The organism is Pseudomonas sp. TNT2022 ID642, from assembly GCF_028656995.1.
Lineage (GTDB): Bacteria > Pseudomonadota > Gammaproteobacteria > Pseudomonadales > Pseudomonadaceae > Aquipseudomonas.
On record NZ_JAMDGW010000020.1, the window covers coordinates 1 to 18806 of the forward strand.

The following is an 18806-nucleotide window of genomic DNA, read 5'->3' on the forward strand; positions in this document are numbered from 1 at the left end:
AAGCCAGATCAGGTGAGGGGGGAATCCCACTGACACCCCACAACCTGCGAATCACACCCGAAACTGATCCATCAAACTCTGCTGCTGATTCGCCAGACTATTGAGCGACTGACTCACCCGCGCCGACTCATTCGCCTGCCCGGACAACGACTCCGTTACATCACGGATCGTCGCCACGTTGTTATTGATCTCCTCGGCCACCGCGCTCTGCTCTTCCGCCGCGCTGGCAATCTGCAGGTTCATGTCGCTGATCACCGTCACTGCATCACCAATCTGACGCAGCGCAGTCACCGCTTGGCCAACCTGTTCAACGCTACCTTGTGCCTGACGATGGCTGTTGCCCATCGAACCAACCACATCCTGCGTGCCGCTCTGCAACTGCTCGATGACCTGACGGGTTTCCTCCACCGACTCCTGTGTGCGGCGGGCGAGGTTGCGTACTTCATCGGCGACCACGGCAAAACCACGTCCGGCCTCACCGGCACGCGCCGCTTCGATGGCGGCGTTGAGCGCCAGCAGGTTGGTCTGTTCGGCGATGGCACGAATGGTTTCCAGCACCGCGCCGATCTTCTCGCTATTCGCCGCCAGTCCTTCGACCTGCACCATCGCAGCGCTCATATCGGCGGCGAGGGTGTCGATGCTCGCGGTGGTGCGGTCGATCACGGTCAGGCCCTGGCGGGTGGCGCGATCAGCATCCTTGGCGGCTTCGGCAGCCTGCGCGGCGCTGCGGGCGACGTCTTGCGCGGTGGCGCTCATTTCATGGGACGCGGTGGCGACCTGATCGACCTGACGGTATTGCTGTTCCATACCGGCGCTGGTCTGGGTGGCAATCGCTGAGGACTGGTCGGCGGTGTTGCGCGCGTCCTGCACCGAGCGTTTCACTTCGGCGATGATCGGCTGCAACTTGTCGAGGAACTTGTTGAACCATCCGGCCAGTTGCCCGAGTTCGTCCTGCTTGTCGTAGGCCAGACGACGGGTCAGATCGCCTTCGCCGCTGGCGATGTCTTCGAGCATTTGCGCCACACCGAGGATCGGTTTGGTCACGCTACGCGCCATCAGCCACACCAGCAGCAAGCCGATCAATGCGGCCAGCACGCCGAGACCCAGCTCGATCAGTGTGCCCGAGTTGTTGCTGGCGTCCAGTTGTTGCTTGAGCGCTTCGGCGCGGCTGACCAAGACTTTTTCCGGCACATCGAGCAGCACGCCCCACGACGGACCACCCGGAATCGGCTGGAACGGCGACAGCACTTTCAACTGGCCGTTGCTGTGCAGGCTGCTCACATTGGTGCTGGAAGCGAGTTTGCTCAGCAGTTCGGCGCCGCTGGTTTTATCCACCGCGTCCAGACGCTGGCTGAGCTTGCCGGCATCCCGGCTGTGACCGGCGAGCAGGCCGGCGGGGCTGATGATGCTCACGGCGGTCTGGCCGTCATAGAGCTTCTTGCTCGCACCCTGACTGATCGCTTGCAGGCTGTTGAGGTTGATGTCGACCGACAGCGAGGCGATGACTTTGCCGTTGACCATCAGCGGGAAGACGATGCTGGTCATCAGCACGTTTTGCCCGTCGATCACATAGAAGTACGGTTCGATCACACACGGCTTGAGCGTGGCGCGTGGGCAGGTGAACCAGGCGTTGGCCGCTTGACCGCTGGGGCCGGTGCTGGTGTCGGCCATGTCGCTTTCCGGCAGGGCCATCGAGGTAACTTTACCCGGTGTTGGCTGCGACCAGTACAGGGCGAAACGGCCCTTGTCGTTGCTGCCCAGTTCAGCCTGGCCGGCGAACAACTCGTCCTTGCCGTCCAGCGCGTTGGCTTCGAACACCAATGACAGGCCGAGCAGGTCCGGGTTGGCTTGCAACGCCGATTTGACCTGACGGGTCATGTCTTCACGCAGATCGAAAGCATCGAGGAAGCGCTTTTCGGCCTGTTCACGCAGGAACAGCACTTGCCGCGAGAAACCGTGGCCGTACTGATAGGCGTCCATGAACTGCTGGCGAATGCCGGCAGCCTGCACTTCACCTTGCGACTCGATGCGCGCTTGCGCCGACTCGGTGAGCATTTCCATGCTCGAAGCTTTCACCAGTTCAGAACTGTGCTCCATGCGATACAGCGAAAGACCCACCAACAGGGTCACGATACCGGCCAGGCACAGGCCGGCGAGCAGGGTGATTTTCCATTGGATGGAAAGTTGTCTGAGCGACATGGAGACGTCCTTATTCGATAAATATCTGAGACTTTGCACTGTAACGGCCGCGTTTCGGCTTTCTTTATCCTTGAAACACAATATGGCGGATTGACGCACCCGGGAGCGCTCGCTTTGACACCGCCGCCACTCTGCGGCACAGTGCGCGCCCTTCTAATAAGACCCTCTTTGCAAATCCGCCGATCAAGCTTTGGCGGACTCATCCTGTCTGGCGGTGTGTTTTCCACCGCAGTGTTTTTTGAGGTAGTGAAATGAATGCAGTCATAGCGGCAGTCGGCGTCATGCTGATTCTCAGCCTGTCCCGCGTGCACGTGGTGATCGCCCTGATCGTCGGCGCACTGGTCGGCGGCCTGACCGGTGGTCTGGGCATCGACGCCACGCTCAAGGCGTTCAACAGCGGCCTGGGCGGCGGCGCGACCGTGGCGTTGTCCTACGCCTTGCTTGGTGCTTTCGCCGTGGCGATTGCCAAGTCCGGCCTGGCTCATGCGCTGGCTGACAAAGCGCTGGCGATGGTCGATCGTCAGCACGCGACCGGCGGTGGCAGCGTCAAATGGCTGCTGATCGGCCTGTTGTGGATGGTGGCGATTGCCTCGCAGAACATTCTGCCGATCCACATTGCGTTCATTCCGCTGCTGGTGCCGCCGCTTCTATATGTGCTGACCAAGTTGCAACTTGATCGCCGCTTGATCGCCTGCGTCATGACGTTCGGTCTGATCACACCGTACATGTTCCTGCCGGTGGGCTTCGGCAACATCTTCCTCAATGAAATCCTGCTGGCCAACGTTGCCCGTAGCGGTGTCGATATCAGTGGCATCAATGTCACCCACGCCATGGGCATTCCGGCGCTGGGCATGGTCTTCGGCCTGGCGATGGCGTTCATCACTTATCGCAAGCGGCGCGTATACGACCTGGCGAAGATTGAGCAGGTCGAGCAAGTGGCGGTGCAGTACAACCCGCTGAGCCTGATGATTGCCGGTGTGGCGATTGCTGCTGCGTTCATCGTGCAACTGCTGCTGGACTCGATGATTATCGGGGCGCTGGTCGGTTTCCTGATCTTCTCGGTGTCGGGCATTGTGAAATGGCGCGAGACCGATGACCTCTTCACCGAGGGCATGAAGATGATGGCGATGATCGGCTTCATCATGATCGCCGCCTCCGGGTTTGCCGAGGTGATGAAGGCCACTGGCGAAGTGCAGACGCTGGTTGAATCCTCGGCATCGTGGATCAATCACAGCAAGGGCATCGGCGCGTTGTTGATGCTGCTGGTCGGGTTGCTGGTGACCATGGGCATCGGTTCGTCGTTTTCCACGGTGCCTATTCTGGCGGCGATTTTCGTGCCGCTGTGCGTGCAGCTCGGGTTCAGCCCGATTGCTATCGTATGCATCGTCGGCACCGCAGGTGCGTTGGGCGACGCCGGTTCGCCAGCCTCGGATTCGACCCTCGGCCCGACCTCCGGCCTGAACATCGACGGCCAGCATCACCACATCTGGGACACCGTGGTGCCGACGTTCCTGCACTACAATCTGCCGTTGCTGGCGTTCGGCTGGGTGGCCGCGATGGTCCTCTGAACCCCTGAAACCTGTGGGAGCTGGCTTGCCAGCGATGGCGTCGGCACATTCAATATTTATGTGTCAGACACACCGCCATCGCGGGCAAGCCCGCTCCCACAGGTAGATGCAATGTCTGCAGACTCAACTTTTGCAATGACGTGCCGTTAAAGCCTTTAACCACGCCAATAAAACCAAAAGAGTGAGCTCCCACAATGCGCCTGAGCCTCAAGGCTAAAGTCCTGTCCCTCGCCGTTCTTCCGGTGTTGCTCTTTGCGCTGGTCATCAGTCTGACCACGCTGTTCATCCTTCAGGAACAGGCGCACAAAGAGGTCGAACAGACCCGCGAACGCCTGCTCGGCGACGCCAAAGCCACCCTGCAAAGTTACGTCGCCGTGGCCATGACCACGATCAAACCGCTGTACGACGCGGCCGCGCCGGGTGACGTTGAGGCGCGGGCGCAGGCGATCAAATTGCTTTCGGGTATTCGCTACGGCAAGGACGGCTACTTCTTCGGCTACGACTCCGAGACCGTGCGCCTGTTCAAGGCCAATGACCCCGAAGGCGTGGGCAAAAGCTTCAAGGACAACCGCGATCCGAACGGCGTCTACGTCAATCTCGGTCTTGTGAAAGTGGCGAAGGACGGCACGCACTATCTGCAGTACAGCTCGCCGTTGCCGGGTAATGCCAAGGTGCTGGTGCCGAAACTCGGCTACACCGAATATCTGGCGAAATGGGACATGGCGGTCGGTACGTCGGTCAACCTCGACGGCATTGAAGCGCAAGTCGCACAGGTCGAAGCCCAAGTGCAGGAACGCATGCAAGGCGTGGTGCTGAGCATCGTCGGCGTGGCAGTGGTGGTGCTGTTGGTGATCGCGGCGGCGGGGATGCTGCTGGCCAATACCATTTTGCGTCCGTTGACCCTGATGAAAGCCAATCTCGACGACATCGCAGCGGGCGAGGGCGACCTCACGCGCCGCCTGAACATCACCAGCCAGGACGAACTCGGCGAACTGGCCGGCTCGTTCAACCGCTTCGTCGACAAGATCCATGGCTTGGTGCGGCAGATCACCGAGATGACTACGCAACTGACCGGGCTGGTGACGCAGGTGTCCGATCAGGCCCAGCGTTCGGATCAGGCGATGGAGCGTCAGCGTCACGAAACCGATCAGGTCGCCACCGCCATCAATGAAATGTCCGCCGCCGCACAAGAAGTAGCAAAGAGCGCGCAGAACGCTGCTGTCGCCGCCCAGCAGACCGACGAAGAAGGCCAGAGCGCCAAGCGCGTGGTGGCCGGCAGCATCAAACAGATCCATGCGCTGGTCGATGACATCCGCAGCAGCGGCGTGTCGCTCGACAGCCTGCAGCAGGACGTGACGTCGATTGTTGGCGTGCTCGGGGTGATTCGTTCGATTGCCGAGCAGACCAATCTGCTGGCACTGAACGCAGCGATTGAAGCGGCGCGGGCCGGTGAAGCCGGGCGCGGCTTTGCCGTGGTGGCGGATGAGGTGCGGGCGTTGGCCAGTCGTACGCAGATCAGCACTCAGGAAATTCAAGGGATGATTGATCGTTTGCAGGCCGGTACGCAGTCGGCGGTCGAGGCGATGCGCCGTTCTAGCGAAGCGGGTGACGGCACCTCACAGCAAGCCAATCAGGCCGGGGCATCGCTGGATGCGATGGCGGAGTTGATTGCGACGATCAACTCGATGAACGCGCAGATTGCCAGTGCGGCGGAAGAGCAGACGGCGGTGGCGGAAGAGATCAATCGCAGCGTGCATCAGATTGCGGTGGCGGTGGACAGCGTGGCCGATGAAACGCAGTTGGGTGCGCAGACATCGCGTAGTTTGGCGGAGCTGGGGCAGCGCCTTGGCAAACTCGTCGGGCAGTTCCGGATCTGACCGCCTGAAAAGCCCCTCACCCTAACCCTCCCGAAACGTCGGACCGCCCATAGGGAGAGGGGAGTGACCGAGGTGTCTTGCGTCATCCATCGACCTGAGGAATCGAGTCGATTATGGATTCCCAGCAGAGCTTTCAGGTCGGTGCAAGCCTGCAATATCCCCCAATCAGTCCCCTCTCCCTACGGGCGGTCCGACGTTTCGGGAGGGCTAGGGTGAGGGGCTTTTGATTTTCAGCTTTCAGGGACGATCCCAATAGGGCACTTCACCAAAGCATTCAATAAAGAAATCAATCACCGTCCGCACCTTCACCGACAACCTGCGGCTCCCCGGCCACAACACCGCAATCTGCTGCGGCTCCAGACTGTTCGACACCTGATATTCCCCCAGCACCGGCACCAGCGTGCCGTCGCGTACCGCTTCGCCAATCAGCCATGACGGAAACATCACCAGCCCCAGGCCTTGCTCGGCGGCTTGGGTAAGGGTGTCGGCGTGGTTGCCAGTGATCGGGCCTTTCACCGAATACGGCGTCCAGTCCTCGCCATCACGACGGAAAAACCAGCGCTGCTGGCCGGTCGCGCCTTTGTAGGCCAGGCATTGGTGTTGCGCCAGATCTTCGGGTTTGTGCGGCGTCCCGTGGCGCTTGAGATACGCCGGACTGGCCGCGACCTGAAAGCGATGCGGCGCCAGAATCCGCGCCTGCATGCTTGAGTCGTGTAATGGACCGATGCGGAACAGCAAGTCTGCGCCTTCCTGCAACGGGTCGACGTAATGGTCGGTCTGCTGGATATCCAGTTGCAGCTTCGGATAGCGCGCGCACAACTGGCCCAGCCACGGCGTCAGATGCCGCTGGCCGAACACCACCGGGGCGTTGATGCGCACCAGCCCGGTGGGTTCGCTTTGCTGTTCCTGCAACGCTTGTTCGGCTTCTTCCAGTTGTACCAGCACCAACCGCGCGTGATGACCGAGCATACGCCCGGCTTCGGTCGGCGTGACGGCGCGGGTGTGGCGGTAGAGCAATTGCTGGTTCAGCGCCTGTTCCATCAACTGGATCTGCCGGGAGATCGAGGAGGGCGCCACGCCTTCACGGCGGGCCACTTCGGAGAAACTGCCGTGGTCGAGGACCGCGACAAACAGCCTTAGCGCCTTGAATCCGAGTTCGTTGAGCCCGTGCATTGTTTGTCCTGCTGTGCGAGTTACGCAAAAGTGTTGTCCGGATGCTCCCATTTATCGCACAGCAGTGCCAGCCGATAATCCGCGCCATCGTTTACTTGAGTGGATTGTTGTTTATGCAGACGTTGGATGAGGTGAGTGTCAGCGCACCGGCGACGAAATCCGGATTGCGCTTGTTGTTGCTGCCGCTGGTGATTCTCGCGGGGATGGGCTTGTCGGTGGAGGCCGGATTGCTTGGGCCGTTGGGTGTCCAGGTCGGACATCTGTGGGCGACCTTGAGCATCTTTGGGGTCGGCTCGGCGATTCTGTTTTTGCTGCTGTTGTTCGCTGGCCCGCAAAAAGGCCCGGCGCTGACCGATCTACCGCGCTGGCAATTGATTGGCGGTTTTTTGGGGCCGATGTACGTGGTGGTGTTGACCCTGGCGACGCCGCATATCGGCATTGCCATGACGATGATCGCGATTCTGTCCGGTCAGGTCGGCAAGAGTGTGTTGATTGACCATTTCGGCTGGTTCGGGGCGACGCGCAAGAAGATCAATGCCGAGCGTTGGCTGGCGTTGGGGTTGATCGTGGTGGCTTTGGTTTTGATTGCGCGGGGGTGAGTGATGAGTCTGGTTATTTTATTGGCGGTGGTGGTATTGGCCGGTGCGGTGTTGAGTGTGCAGGCGGCGATCAACGGGCGTCTGGGCGAGAGCGTAGGGGTGTTGCGCAGTAGTTTGCTGACATTCGTCGTGGGTGCTGTTTCGACGGGGTTGTTGATTCTGTTTTTTGAGCCGGCGCATGCGGTGAGCTTGTTGGACGTGCCGAAGTGGCAGTTGACCGGGGCGCTGTTTGGCGTGGTGTACATGATGGTGATGGTCGGGGCGGTGCCGGTTGTGGGGACGGCTGTGGCGACGGTGGCGGTGATTGTCGGGCAGTTGGGGATGGGGATGTTGATTGATAATTTTGGCTGGTTGGGGAATCCGGCGATTGAGCTTTCTTCGAGTCGGGTTTTGGCGATGGTGTGTTTGGGGTTGGCTTTGGTGTTTATGTATCGGAGTTCGCGTCAGGCTGGGTGAGTTGGGTTGATCTGGGTTGATCTGGGTTGATCTGGGTTGAACTGGGTTGAGTACATATCCATTGCTGCGGTAATGGCCACTTAGGGTTTCGCCCTTACGGCGACTCACTTTTTTTCAAACGCCAAAAAAAGTAAGCAAAAAACGCTTGCTCCTACGTGCGGCCCGCTCGCTGGTCAATCCCTCCACTCAGCCTTCCGATGTCGCCTTACAGATCAAGAGCTGCAGCCGAGCTAACGCTCATCCTGTTGAGTGGTGAGGAGCGGGTGTTCGGCTTTGGTTTTTTGGTGGATTCGCCCCTCACCCCAGCCCTCTCCCTAAGGAGAGGGAGCCGATTTGTGAGCCTTTCAGATCCTTAGTTCGACTCGGTATTTCACGTCGGCGTAGCCCGCCAAAACACCTCGGTCAGTCCCCTCTCCCTACGGGCGGTCCGACGTTTCAGGAGGGCTAGGGTGAGGGGCTTTTGATCTGGCTTTTGCTCTTGATTTGGCTTTGGCTTTGGCTTTTTTGCCCCATCGGCAGGCCGAGCGGAGGTGTTCATCCGGGGGGAGGCGCGCAGCGCCGTGCGGCGTAGCCGCATTCATCGAGAGGAGGTGCAGCGAAGCAAACCGTAGGCGATGCCCCCGGATGGACACCGTAGCGAGGGAACACTGAGCCTAAGCGAAGTGCCGTACGCCAGGGGCAAAGCCTTTTGGGTTACCTTTTCGGCGTTTGGAAAAGGTGACTCGCTGTAAGAGCGAAACCGCCAGCGGCAGCACCCGAAGCAACGGATATACACCAAAAACCCAAGATCCCAAAACCGCAAGAGCCTGGTCGGCCCACAGGCCGCCAAGCCCAAATCAGCCAAAAAAAAACGCCGGCAAATGCCGGCGTTTCAGTGAGCGCTAAACGTATTACCAGTTATAGGTCACATCAGCAGTCATGGTACGACCTTCACCGTAGTAGCAGTCGAGCGTACCGTTGCACGCGGCAACGTACTTCTCGTCGGTGAGGTTCTGCAAGTTAGCCTGCAGCTTCACACCTTTGACATGCAGTGGCGATTTTTCCAGATCGTAGGAAACCATCGCGTCATACACGGTGTAGGACGGCACCTGGAAGGAATCTTCCACATAGTCCGAGCCGTAGCTTTGTTGCACGTAACGAGCACCCAGGCCCATGCCGAAACCGGCCAGGGCAGTAGAGATGTCGAAGTCGTAGTTGATCCACGCCGATGCCGTCAGCGGCGGAGCCATGGCCACGGTGCGACCTTCGCGACCGTCGTTGGCGCTGTGCCACTTGGTCTGGTTACGCGACACGGCGGCCAATACGCGCAGGTTCTGCGTGACATTGACCTTGCCTTCCAGCTCTACGCCACGCGAACGCACCGTGCCGCTCTGCACGCTGAACCCCGGGTTGTTGAGGTCGGTGGTCAGCATGTTGTCCTGGTCGATCTGGTAAGCCGACAGCTGAATGAAACCGTCGACGAAGGTCGGTTCGTACTTGATGCCGACTTCGTACTGCTTGCCGGTGGTCGGTTCGAACGCACCGCCGCTCATGTCGGTACCGGTTTGCGGCAGGAACGATTCGGCGTAGCTCACGTAAGGCGTGATGCCGTTCTCGAACTCGTAGCCCAGGCCGGCGCGACCGGTGAACTTCTCGTCCTTCTGGTTACTGTGACCGCCGGACAGGGGTTGCTTGTTGTCGGTTTCGGCGAAGTCGTAACGACCGCCGAGGGTCAGGAACCACTGGTTCCAGCGCAGTTGATCCTGAGCGTACAGACCGGTCTGGGTGATGGTGTTATCCCATTTGTACGGCTGGCGGAAGTTGATCTGGCTGCCATACACCGGGTTGTACAGGTCGATACCCGGAGCGGTGCGGTCGTACAGGCCGAGGAACTTCGAGTTGAAGTGGTAGTAGTCCACGCCCAACAGGACGGTGTGATCGATATCGGCAGTCTTGAACTTGGCCTGGGCAATGTTATCGAGGCCATAGACCTTGTTGTGCTGCGACCAGTCCACGGCGTAACGGCTCTGGAAGCTGTTGTCGTTGAGGCCGGTGACCGGGTTGGTCGGGAACGAATAGCCGTGCAGTGGCGCCACGTACTGGTCGTTGACATCGGCGTAACGGGCATTCTGCTTGAAGGTCCAGACGTCGTTGAATTCGTGGGCGATTTCGTAACCGACGACAAACTGCTCACGATGGTACTTGTTCACGTCCGGCTCGCCGATGAAGCGGCTGCGGCTGATGCGACCGTTGGAGGTGCTCTTGACCGTGCCGAACGCTGGCAGACCCTGGGCTTCCGGTACGTCGTGGTCCTTCTGGTACTGGCCGAACACGGTGATGGTGGTGCGGTCGTTCGGCAGCCAGGTCAGGCTCGGCGCCAGCATCATGCGGTTCTGGCTGGCGTAGTCGATGGCCGAGTTGCTGTCGTTGACCACACCGGTCAGGCGATAGAGGAATTCACCCTGATCGTCGATGGGGCCGCCGAGGTCGAAGGCACCGTAGGCGCGGTCATAGCTGCCGCCACCGATTTTGATTTCGTGCAGCGGTGTCGCGGTCGGACGCTTGCTGACCATGTTGACGATGCCGCCAGGCTGGTTCTGACCATAGAGCACCGAGGCCGGGCCCTTGAGCACTTCGATGCGCTCGAGGGTGTACGGGTCGATCTGCAGCGAACCGCCGGTGCTGCCGCCGCCGTAAGGCATGTGCAGGCCGTCGAGGTACAGCGGAGTAGGGGAGAAGCCGCGGGAAGTCGGCTCGTCAAAAATCTTCACGCGGTCGGCGAAGCCGCCACCGGTAATGCCCGGGGTGTAACGCAGGGCCTCGGTGACCGATTGCGAACCGCGCATCTTGATTTCGTCTTGGGTGACGACGTTGATCGTCTGCGGGATGACCTTGATTGCCGTATCGGTCTTCGAACCCGTGGCGCTGCGTTTGGCGACGATCCCGTCGACCGGACCCCAGGCCGACTCCGCGGTGGCGGAGATGTTGGTCGGTGCCAGATCCAGGCTGGCGCCGCTGCTGCTGCGCGAGCGCAAAGCGACGTTATTGCCTTCAACGCTGTAGGCGATGTCGGTGCCTTTGAGCAACTGCGCGATGGCGGCAGTCGGTTCCAGATTGCCGCTGACCGCGCTGCTGCGCAGACCACTCACTTCATCCGGGCTGTACAGCACCTGAAGGTTGGTCTGGCGACCGAATTCCTGCAAAGCGCTCCCCAGCGACTGGGCAGGAATATTGATCGCCACCGCCGCAGCCTGCGCCTGGCCGATCATCGGCAAGGTGAGGGCCATGGCGCACAGCGCTGGCAATGTGGAACGTAAGGAACGGCGGATCAGCAGAGCCTTGGCGAGCGGGTGGAGTCCGTGCGGTGCGGGCATTATTCTTCTACTCTTCAAAGTGTTGACTGAGAACTATTTCTATTAACTGTAAATAAGACGTTGAACCTTCCGAAAACCGGAAAGGCTCAACGCACTTTTTTTACAAAATTTTCACAATCAGGCGGGTTGAAGCTCGGTGACCACTTTGCCGGCGCTCATGCGCACCAATTGGTCGGCGACATCGAAGTAACGATCGTCGTGGGAAATGACGATGATGGTTTTGCCCAGACGCTTCAGGTCAGGCAGCAGCTCGGTGTAGAAAATGCGGCGGAAGGTCGGATCCTGGTCGGCGGCCCATTCATCGAACACCAGCACCGGGCGCTCTTCCAGCCACGCATTGATCAGCGCCAGACGCTTGCGCTGGCCGGTGGACAGGTCGGTGGTGGTGAACGAGCCGTCACGCACGCTGACCTTGTGGGCGATCTCCAGACGCTGCAGGTATTTGTTGGCGTCTTCCGGGATATGCGTATCGCCCTGGACCACGTCGTCGAACAGGTAATAGTCGGCGAAAATCGTGGTGAACAACTGTCGATAATCATCGCGGGTCGCGGCGTCGATGATCTGCTGGTTGAGGCGGATCTCACCCTGTTGCGGCGCATACAGGCCCAGCAGCAGCTTGATCAGGGTGGTCTTGCCACAGCCGTTTTCACCGACGATGAAGATGATGTCGCCCTGTTCGATTTTCAGGTTCACCGGGCCGAGACGGAACGGTGCCGCGCCTTCCACGGTCGGGAAACTGTACGACACGTCGGTCAGTTCGAGGCTGTGCACAACGTTGTTTTTCGGGCCTTGATCGCTGAGCAGCAGGTGCGGTTCGGGTGAGGAGAACTGCTCCGAGAGATCGGCGATGCGGCGGAAGGCGATCTGCGCGCGGCTGACAATCGGCAAGGTGCTGATCAGGTGTTCCAGCGGACCTTTCATGTACAGCAACACCAGCACGAAGCCGCTGATCACCGCTTTGTCGGCGCTCGGCCACAGCGATTGCAGGCCCAACGCCAAGCCGATGACCACAAAAAACAGCATCGAACCGAGGGTTTTGGCGATGACGAACGTGTTCACCGAACGCACCTGGGTGTCGCAGATCTTGTTCGCCGTCCCTTCGATACCGGCAACGAACATACGGTGGCGGCGAGGGCGGTGGATGCGCAGTTCTTTCGCGCCTTCAGCCACGGCGTGGTAGTTCTTCTGCAACTCGTCTTCGTAGTCGCGGGCCTTCATGAAGCCCTGCATGCCGCGCCCGCGGGCAATGTACTGAATGATCGTGCTGAGCAGGATCGCCACCACCACCATCAGGAACATCGGCCATGACAGCATCGCCAGATAGCCCATGCAGCCGAGGGTGACGGTCATGGAAATTGCCAGCGGGGCAAAGGCGAAAGCGAAGTCGCTGATGGTGTCGACGTCATGGGTCAGCACCGGGATCAGACGATGGCTGCGGTAGCGCTCGATCTGCTCGATCGGGGCGCTGAGGACTTTCTCACCCAGCTCCTTACGCAGTTTGGCAATGATGTGCTGACCGACATAGTTGGTGCCGATGTCGGAGAAAATCGAACTGGTCAGGGCCAGCAGGCACAACCCGGCGAAGACCGCGACCACGGTGTTGCTCAGGTCGCCTTCGGTGTGCAGCACGCTGTTGATGGTCGCCAGCAGCGCGGTGACACTCAGACCGCCGACCATGCCGAGCAGGGTCGAGACGGTCACGATCAGCCGAAAGGGTTTGAGCAGGGCGAACAATTCTTTGATCACCCCGCGTGTTGGTTTGCTCATGGAGGTTCCCTGCTGGAAAAAGCGGCGAAGGCCGGCATGGTTCGCGGACTTCGCCTGGATGACGTAGAGGGCGGTGGCGCACCGTGTCGGTTCGCGCTCACCTGTAAAACGACTGGCAGGACGGCTAATTTAGCCGGGCGAGGGCGTTACAGATCGCGGGCGACGCGAAAGCCGATCCAGTCGCCGCGCGTGTCGGTGTAGGTGGCGTTGCGGTTGCCAGAGCGGGAGAACACTGGCGCTTCGCCCCAGTCGTTGCCACGGATACGGCGGATCTCGCATTTGCCGCTCAGCCAGGCGCTGCCATCGCTTGGTGCGCCGACGTAGTTTTCGTTGTAGCAGTCGGCCGTCCATTCATAGATGTTGCCGTGCATGTCGTACACGCCGAAGGCGTTGGCTGGAAAGCTGCCGGCCGGCGCAGTGAAGTTGTAGCCATCGGCGGCGCCGTAAGTGTTGGCGTGTTTGGCGATGCTGTATTCCTTGCCCTCATCGAACGGGAAGGGGAACGGCCCGCTGCTGCCACCACGCGCTGCGTATTCGCGCAGGGATTCGCTGACCAGTCGATATTGCTTGCCAGTCTTTTTCGACAGCCACGCCACGTACGCTTCGACTTCGGGGAAGTCCATGCACACCGCTGGATGTTTGTCGGTGTACTGTTTGCGTGGGTCGCTGCCCTGATAATCGGGAATGCCGGCCTTGCACGCACGACCTGGACGGGTGTCGCCGTCGGGCATTGTGTAGCCGCTGTCCTTGAGGTAGGCATCCCACTCGCCGCGCAGTACCTGAAAGCGGCTGATCGCCAGCGGCTGGGCAAACGTCACCGGGTGCATCGGGCCTTCGTCAGGCTCGCGGCCGACTTCATCGTCCGGGGTGCCCATGGTGAAGGTGCCGGTGGGCAGGACGACCATTTCCGGGCAGTCCTTGCAGTCCTTGAACACCTTGCCCGGCGCCGGCGGTGTGGCGGCCTGGGCAACGCCAGGCAGCAGGCCGGCGGCGAGGGCGGTGAGCATCAGCGCCGGCAGGGTCTTGAGGGGAAAACGACGCAGTTCACTGTTCATGGCGGGTCTCGCTAAAAGGAAAAGGGAGCGCTCAGAGGGCTTTGTCGAGCACGGCCAGCAGACGGTCGATTTGTGCTTCGTCATTGAGCAGCCCGGGTGCGGTGCGGATCACCGGGCCGACATCGCGGTGGACGGCATCGGCCACCACGCGGTTGGCCATCAGGTGCGCAGCGATCTTGTCGCTGTCCTTGCCCTTGACCCGGAAGAACGTGAAGCCGGCAGACAGCGCCGGGCTCAATGGCGTGACGAGTTCGATTTGCGCGCGTTGTTGCAGGCGTTGCTTGAGGTAACTGTTGAGCGCGTGAATGCGTGCTTCGACGTCGGCCTTGCCCAGTTGCAGGTGCAACTTGAACGCCTCGTCCAGTGCCCAGCGGTGCTCGAACGCGTGGTAGCCACCGGGGGTCATGGTGGTGGAAAACGCGGTCGCCTCGGAGAACGTCGGAATAACCGGCGTGACGTACCTGACGTCTTCGAAGCGGCTGCAAATGATCCCGGTACCGCGTGGGCCGAACATCCATTTGTGCGTGCCAGCAATGAAGAAGTCGCAGTTCATTTGCGCGAAGTTCAGGTTGTCCACACCGAAGCCGTGCACGCCGTCGACCACGTAGACGATCCGGTCGGCATCGCTGCGGCCGCGATTGTGCTTGTCGACGATTGCGCCGATCTCACCGATTGGCAGTTTCAGGCCGCTGCCCGAATGTACCCAGCACATGCCCAACACCCGGGTTTCGGGGCGGATGGCGTTGTCGATATTGGCGAGGATTTCGTCTTTGCTGGCGTGGTAAACATCCTTGAACAACGCAATCTTGCGCACCCGCGTGCCGTCGCGCTCGGTGCGCAAGGCGAGGGTGGTGTGGGTCGCGTAATGTTCGTGCACGGTGGTGAGGATTTCCTGGTCGGCGCGCACATGCACGCCGCCATAAATCGTCGCCAAGCCTTCGGTGGTGCTGCCGGTCAGCGCGATCTGTTTGGCGTTGGTCTGCAGGTAGCGAGCGGCCCAGACCCGCACGTTTTCCTCGCGCTGTTCGATCACGCCCAGATCCCAATCCATCGCCAGGCCGGGATTTTTGTCGAGCGCCGCGCGATGTTGCTCAATCGCCTCACGTACCGGTCTGGGGTGCGAGGTGATCAGAAAGTTGGAGAAATGCAGGTAGTCCGGATCCTGATCGAACAGCTGCTGCAACTGCGCCCATTTGTTGCGCGACAGCGGAGCAGCGGCTGAAGCGCTGGCGAGATCAGGCAGGCTCGCCCCCAGGGGCAACGCCGCAGCAACGATTCCGGCCTGCTTGAGAAAGTCCCGACGGTTACTCATGGCTTGGCATTTCCCGGTGCAGCCGCCACCGCCGGTTTCGCGGCTTTTTCGACCTGATCCCAGACGCGCAGGAAGTTGCCGCCCCAGAGCTTGGCGATATCCGCCTCGGAATAACCGCGCGAGATCAACTCGGCGGTGACGTTGCGGATTTCGCCAACGTTCTCGAAACCTTTGACGCCGCCACCTTCGTTGAAGTCGGAGCTGATGCCGACATGGTCGATGCCGATCTTGCGTACCGCGTAATCGATGGCGTCGCCCAGGTCCTTGAGGCTGGCTTTCGGTTCTTCTTCGAGGATGCCGTAGAGGCGACCGGCGTACTGGCCGAACTTCTGTTCGGACCATGCGGCAATGATCGGGTCGCCGGGCATCAACGCCATGGCCAGGTTTGGCAGGGGCGGCAGATCGAAGTCCTTGCGCATCTCATTGAGTTTGTCTTGCGTGGTCTGGGTCAGCGGGCGCAGGTATTGCGAGAACGCAACTATCTGCACTACGCCACCACTGTTCTTGATCAGCTGCATTTCCTTGTCGCTGAGGTTGCGCGGAATATCGACCATTGCGCGTGGCGCCGAGTGCGAGGCGATCAGCGGCGTGCGGCTCAGTTGCGCGACTTGCTCGAGGGCCTTGGTTGACATTTGCGAGACGTCGATGATCACCCCCAGATCGTTGAGGCGCGTGACCGCTTGCTTGCCCAGATCCGAGAGGCCGTCGAGGGCATCCGGGGAATCGTTGAGGAACGGCAACGGACGCGATGAGTCAGCCCAGTCGTTATTGCCGATATAGCTGAAGCCGAACATGCGCATGCCGCGCGCCGTCCACATATCCAGCAGGCTCAAGTCGTGGCCCAGCGGGTAGGCGTTGAGCATGCTGATGAAAATCGCGAATTTGCCTTCGCCGTGCAGACGGCGGAAGTCGTCCGGGGTGTAGGCGATGGCGACTTGATTGGGGTAGTCGCGGACCATGCCGGAAATGATCTTGAAGCGTATTTCCTGCTGATTGCGCGCCTCGTCAACGAAACCGGGGGTTGGCTTGTGCGGTGCGTTCGGGCCGTTCCACATTTCCGGCCAGCCGAAGATGGTCAGTGCCGCGCCGGACAGGCGACCGCGATTGGCTTTGGCCAGATCGAACTGGCCGTCACCGTCCTTGTCGGCTTCGTGACCGTCGGTGCCGAAGTTCTGCGTCAGGCTGACATGGCTGTCGAAAGAGAGCATGCGTTCGTGCAACTCATCCGCCTGTTTCATGACTTTGACCGGGTAGCCGAGGTCATCCTTGAACCAGTGTTGCCACACGGCAAAGCCTGCGCCAGCGCTGATCGCCAAGGCTAACGGCAGGCCAATGAATAGAGCCTTTTTCGAACGTGGTTTTGTCATTGCCATCTCAGTCGGGTTCGCCATTGAGGTGCAGGCGCGGGGGCCTTTGCTATCTGGGAAGAACGAGTGGATGGCCGTGGAATTTAGGTTGCCAGGTTAAAAGATCGCAGCCTTCGGCAGCTCCTACAGGGATATACGTTCCATGTAGGAGCTGCCGAAGGCTGCGATCTTTTCAAACCCACATAAATTTACCTGCGCAACAAACGTTCTAGCTTGGATAAAGCCTGCTTCATGGCTGACACAGGTAGGGCAATGAAGATTTCTCGACGATGGTTCATGGCAGGCCTGGCGCTGACGGGCGCCGCCGTGCCGGCGGCTTATTTCGGGCATCGTGAATGGACGAAGCCGGATCCGACGATCACGCCGGGCGAGGCCTCTTTTGATGTCGCGGACATGGCCGGTCAGCGCCTGGCGAACGCCTTGCGCGGGGTCTGGGATATCCGTTTCGAAGGCGCTGACGCGGGCCTTGCAGGCTTGCCGCAGAAAGGCCTGCAGGTGTTTCTCGACATCGGTCATAAAGGCCGGGGCGTGTGCGGTTTTCTCGATACGCCGGAGCGTTTGCGCTCCGGCGAAACACCTCGTTACCGAATTCTCGGTGATCTGGCCAAGGCCGATGCGGCGAAGCTGAGTTGGCGGCTGATCGGCGCTGATGGCCAGATCAGCTATGAGCTGGACATGATCCTCGATGAGGTCTGGGCCGACTTCGGCAATGCCGGCAGCGGCACCCTCAGCGGCAAAGCGCTGCGCCTCGACCGACCGTTGAATTTGCCCGCGCAGGACAACCGCTTCGTCGCGGTCAAGCAGCTGTTTCCCGAAGCTCGCGAGCGCACGCCGCTGAACGCGACACTGCTGGCTTGGCTGATTTCCCCCGAGCATCGTCTGTTCCACCAGTTGTGGCATGCGACGCGCGACAAGTGGCACAAACTGCCCGAGGACAAGCGCGAGGCGCTGCGCGGCATCGGCTGGCAGCCCGGGCCGCGTGACAAGGAGCGTGATGCCCGTGGCCCGCGCAAAGATCGCAATGGCTCCGGCGTGGACTTCTTTTTCATGCACCGGCACATGCTCGGTACGGCGCGTTCCATGCAGGACCTGCCGTCCTGGGAGTATTTCCCGCTGCCGCAGCCGGAGTTGATCCGCGATCGCATCGGTTTCGCCCGCTACTTCGACAACCACGACGGCACGGCGTTGCCGCCAACGTGGACGGCGGCGGGCGACGATGAGTTCAGTCAGTGGGTCAGCGATATCAAGACTGCCGAAACCTATGAAAGCAACTTCCAGGTCTGGGAGTCGCAATACCGTGATCCGGCGTATCTGGCCAAACTCACGTTGGGCCAGTTTGGTTCCGAGGTAGAACTGGGGCTGCATGATTGGTTGCACATGCGTTGGGCCTCGGTGCCGCGCGATCCTTCCAATGGGCAACCGGTGCCGTTTGCACGGGATCCGGCGGACTTCGCCGCGCGTTGGTACAACGCTGAAAACGACTTCCTCGGTGACCCGTTTTCATCCCACGTCAACCCGGCGTTCTGGCATTTTCATGGCTGGATCGACGATCGCATCGAAGACTGGTTCCGCGCCCATGAGCGTTTTCACCCGGGTGAAGTCAGCCGCCTGCAGGTCAACGGTGTGCAGTGGTTTGCGCCGGGGCGTTGGGTCGAGGTTGATGATCCGTGGCTGGGGCCGATCACCCATGGGTGCAGCACCACGCCGGGCCTGCAGGTGGGCAAGTCGGTGGAGATGGATCCGGAAACCATGAAGCTGGCCCTGCGTATCACCTTCATCACCGACGAAGAAAAACTTGCCGGGCTGTTCCGCCGTGTGCCGCAACGACCGTGGTATGCGCGCAATCTGAAGCCAAAAACCAGCCCGGCTTGAAGGCTGGGTCATCGTTCATTCGCGAGCAGGCTCGCTCCCACAGGCTCAGGTGTCAGCCCGAGGTAGCGGCGACACCGTCAAGCAGTGTGGGAGCTGGCTTGCCAGCGATAGCATTGGCTCAGGCAACGTTGATGTCGGGAGTGCTGGCCTTATCGCTGGCAAACCCCACTGTTTTTTGTGTTGATCGCAGATTGCGCAAACACCGCCA

General features: G+C 60.5%; 11 protein-coding genes and 3 pseudogenes. 6 read left to right on the forward strand and 8 right to left on the reverse strand.

Features of this window, described 5'->3' with window-relative positions:
- Positions 1 to 51: 51 nt before the first annotated feature.
- A complete protein-coding gene (locus M5G26_RS29565) occupies positions 52 to 807 on the reverse strand; it encodes a methyl-accepting chemotaxis protein (RefSeq protein ID WP_371044236.1) in 756 nt (251 codons plus the stop codon).
- A 102-nt stretch (positions 808 to 909) separates the two neighbouring features.
- Positions 910 to 2199: pseudogene (locus M5G26_RS29570) on the reverse strand (HAMP domain-containing protein); the annotation flags it as partial.
- Positions 2200 to 2450: 251 nt separating this feature from the next.
- Between M5G26_RS29570 and M5G26_RS20615 the strand changes: the two are divergent.
- The 3 genes and pseudogenes from M5G26_RS20615 to M5G26_RS29580 form a co-directional block, all read left to right on the forward strand.
- Positions 2451 to 3767, forward strand: coding sequence for a Na+/H+ antiporter family protein (locus tag M5G26_RS20615; RefSeq protein WP_273916336.1), 1317 nt, complete (start codon positions 2451 to 2453; stop codon positions 3765 to 3767).
- Positions 3768 to 3961: 194 nt separating this feature from the next.
- Positions 3962 to 4738, forward strand: a pseudogene (locus M5G26_RS29575) (cache domain-containing protein); the annotation flags it as partial.
- A gap of 312 nt (positions 4739 to 5050) precedes the next feature.
- A pseudogene (locus M5G26_RS29580) lies at positions 5051 to 5644 on the forward strand (methyl-accepting chemotaxis protein); the annotation flags it as partial.
- A 237-nt stretch (positions 5645 to 5881) separates the two neighbouring features.
- Here M5G26_RS29580 and M5G26_RS20625 read toward each other — a convergent pair.
- Positions 5882 to 6817, reverse strand: a complete 936-nt coding sequence (locus M5G26_RS20625) for a LysR family transcriptional regulator (protein ID WP_273916337.1) — start codon at positions 6815 to 6817, stop codon at positions 5882 to 5884.
- A gap of 113 nt (positions 6818 to 6930) precedes the next feature.
- On the opposite strand from M5G26_RS20625, the gene M5G26_RS20630 reads away from it, so the two are divergent.
- Both M5G26_RS20630 and M5G26_RS20635 read left to right on the forward strand, forming a co-directional pair.
- Positions 6931 to 7416: a DMT family transporter gene (locus tag M5G26_RS20630; protein WP_273916338.1), complete on the forward strand. Its 486-nt coding sequence runs from the start codon at positions 6931 to 6933 to the stop codon at positions 7414 to 7416.
- A gap of 3 nt (positions 7417 to 7419) precedes the next feature.
- Entirely contained in the window at positions 7420 to 7872 is a 453-nt protein-coding gene (locus M5G26_RS20635; protein WP_134176985.1) for a DMT family transporter, read from the forward strand.
- 890 nt (positions 7873 to 8762) lie between these two features.
- Here the strand turns inward: M5G26_RS20635 and M5G26_RS20640 are convergent.
- From M5G26_RS20640 to pvdM, 5 genes are all read right to left on the reverse strand, one after another.
- Positions 8763 to 11225, reverse strand: a complete 2463-nt coding sequence (locus M5G26_RS20640) for a TonB-dependent siderophore receptor (RefSeq protein ID WP_273916339.1) — start codon at positions 11223 to 11225, stop codon at positions 8763 to 8765.
- A 117-nt stretch (positions 11226 to 11342) separates the two neighbouring features.
- The gene (locus M5G26_RS20645) at positions 11343 to 12992 is read right to left on the reverse strand and encodes a cyclic peptide export ABC transporter (protein ID WP_038365328.1); all 1650 of its coding nucleotides are present in this window, start codon (positions 12990 to 12992) and stop codon (positions 11343 to 11345) included.
- A gap of 146 nt (positions 12993 to 13138) precedes the next feature.
- Entirely contained in the window at positions 13139 to 14047 is a 909-nt protein-coding gene (pvdO, locus tag M5G26_RS20650; RefSeq protein WP_273916340.1) for a dihydropyoverdine dehydrogenase, read from the reverse strand.
- A gap of 31 nt (positions 14048 to 14078) precedes the next feature.
- The gene (gene pvdN / locus M5G26_RS20655) at positions 14079 to 15359 is read right to left on the reverse strand and encodes a pyoverdine-tailoring periplasmic protein PvdN (RefSeq protein ID WP_273916341.1); all 1281 of its coding nucleotides are present in this window, start codon (positions 15357 to 15359) and stop codon (positions 14079 to 14081) included.
- Positions 15356 to 16726 carry a pyoverdine-tailoring dipeptidase-like protein PvdM gene (gene pvdM / locus M5G26_RS20660; RefSeq protein WP_273916342.1) on the reverse strand — a complete coding sequence of 457 codons (1371 nt, stop codon included), beginning with the start codon at positions 16724 to 16726 and terminating at the stop codon, positions 15356 to 15358. The genes pvdN and pvdM overlap by 4 nt, the downstream gene beginning before the upstream one ends.
- Positions 16727 to 16978: 252 nt before the next feature.
- Between pvdM and pvdP the strand changes: the two genes are divergently transcribed.
- Entirely contained in the window at positions 16979 to 18598 is a 1620-nt protein-coding gene (pvdP, locus tag M5G26_RS20665) for a pyoverdine maturation tyrosinase PvdP (RefSeq protein WP_150694527.1), read from the forward strand.
- Positions 18599 to 18806: the final 208 nt, after the last annotated feature.

What these genes read in the sequence shown, in the direction of transcription:
- M5G26_RS20645 (WP_038365328.1), bottom strand. Translation starts at nt 12,992, where the DNA reads ATGAGCAAACCAACACGCGGGGTGATCAAAGAATTGTTCGCCCTGCTC.
- M5G26_RS20615 (WP_273916336.1), top strand. Translation starts at nt 2,451, where the DNA reads ATGAATGCAGTCATAGCGGCAGTCGGCGTCATGCTGATTCTCAGCCTG.
- M5G26_RS20630 (WP_273916338.1), top strand. Translation starts at nt 6,931, where the DNA reads ATGCAGACGTTGGATGAGGTGAGTGTCAGCGCACCGGCGACGAAATCC.
- pvdM (WP_273916342.1), bottom strand. Translation starts at nt 16,726, where the DNA reads ATGACAAAACCACGTTCGAAAAAGGCTCTATTCATTGGCCTGCCGTTA.
- M5G26_RS20640 (WP_273916339.1), bottom strand. Translation starts at nt 11,225, where the DNA reads ATGCCCGCACCGCACGGACTCCACCCGCTCGCCAAGGCTCTGCTGATC.
- M5G26_RS29565 (WP_371044236.1), bottom strand. Translation starts at nt 807, where the DNA reads ATGGAACAGCAATACCGTCAGGTCGATCAGGTCGCCACCGCGTCCCAT.
- M5G26_RS20625 (WP_273916337.1), bottom strand. Translation starts at nt 6,817, where the DNA reads ATGCACGGGCTCAACGAACTCGGATTCAAGGCGCTAAGGCTGTTTGTC.
- pvdP (WP_150694527.1), top strand. Translation starts at nt 16,979, where the DNA reads ATGAAGATTTCTCGACGATGGTTCATGGCAGGCCTGGCGCTGACGGGC.
- pvdN (WP_273916341.1), bottom strand. Translation starts at nt 15,359, where the DNA reads ATGAGTAACCGTCGGGACTTTCTCAAGCAGGCCGGAATCGTTGCTGCG.
- M5G26_RS20635 (WP_134176985.1), top strand. Translation starts at nt 7,420, where the DNA reads ATGAGTCTGGTTATTTTATTGGCGGTGGTGGTATTGGCCGGTGCGGTG.
- pvdO (WP_273916340.1), bottom strand. Translation starts at nt 14,047, where the DNA reads ATGAACAGTGAACTGCGTCGTTTTCCCCTCAAGACCCTGCCGGCGCTG.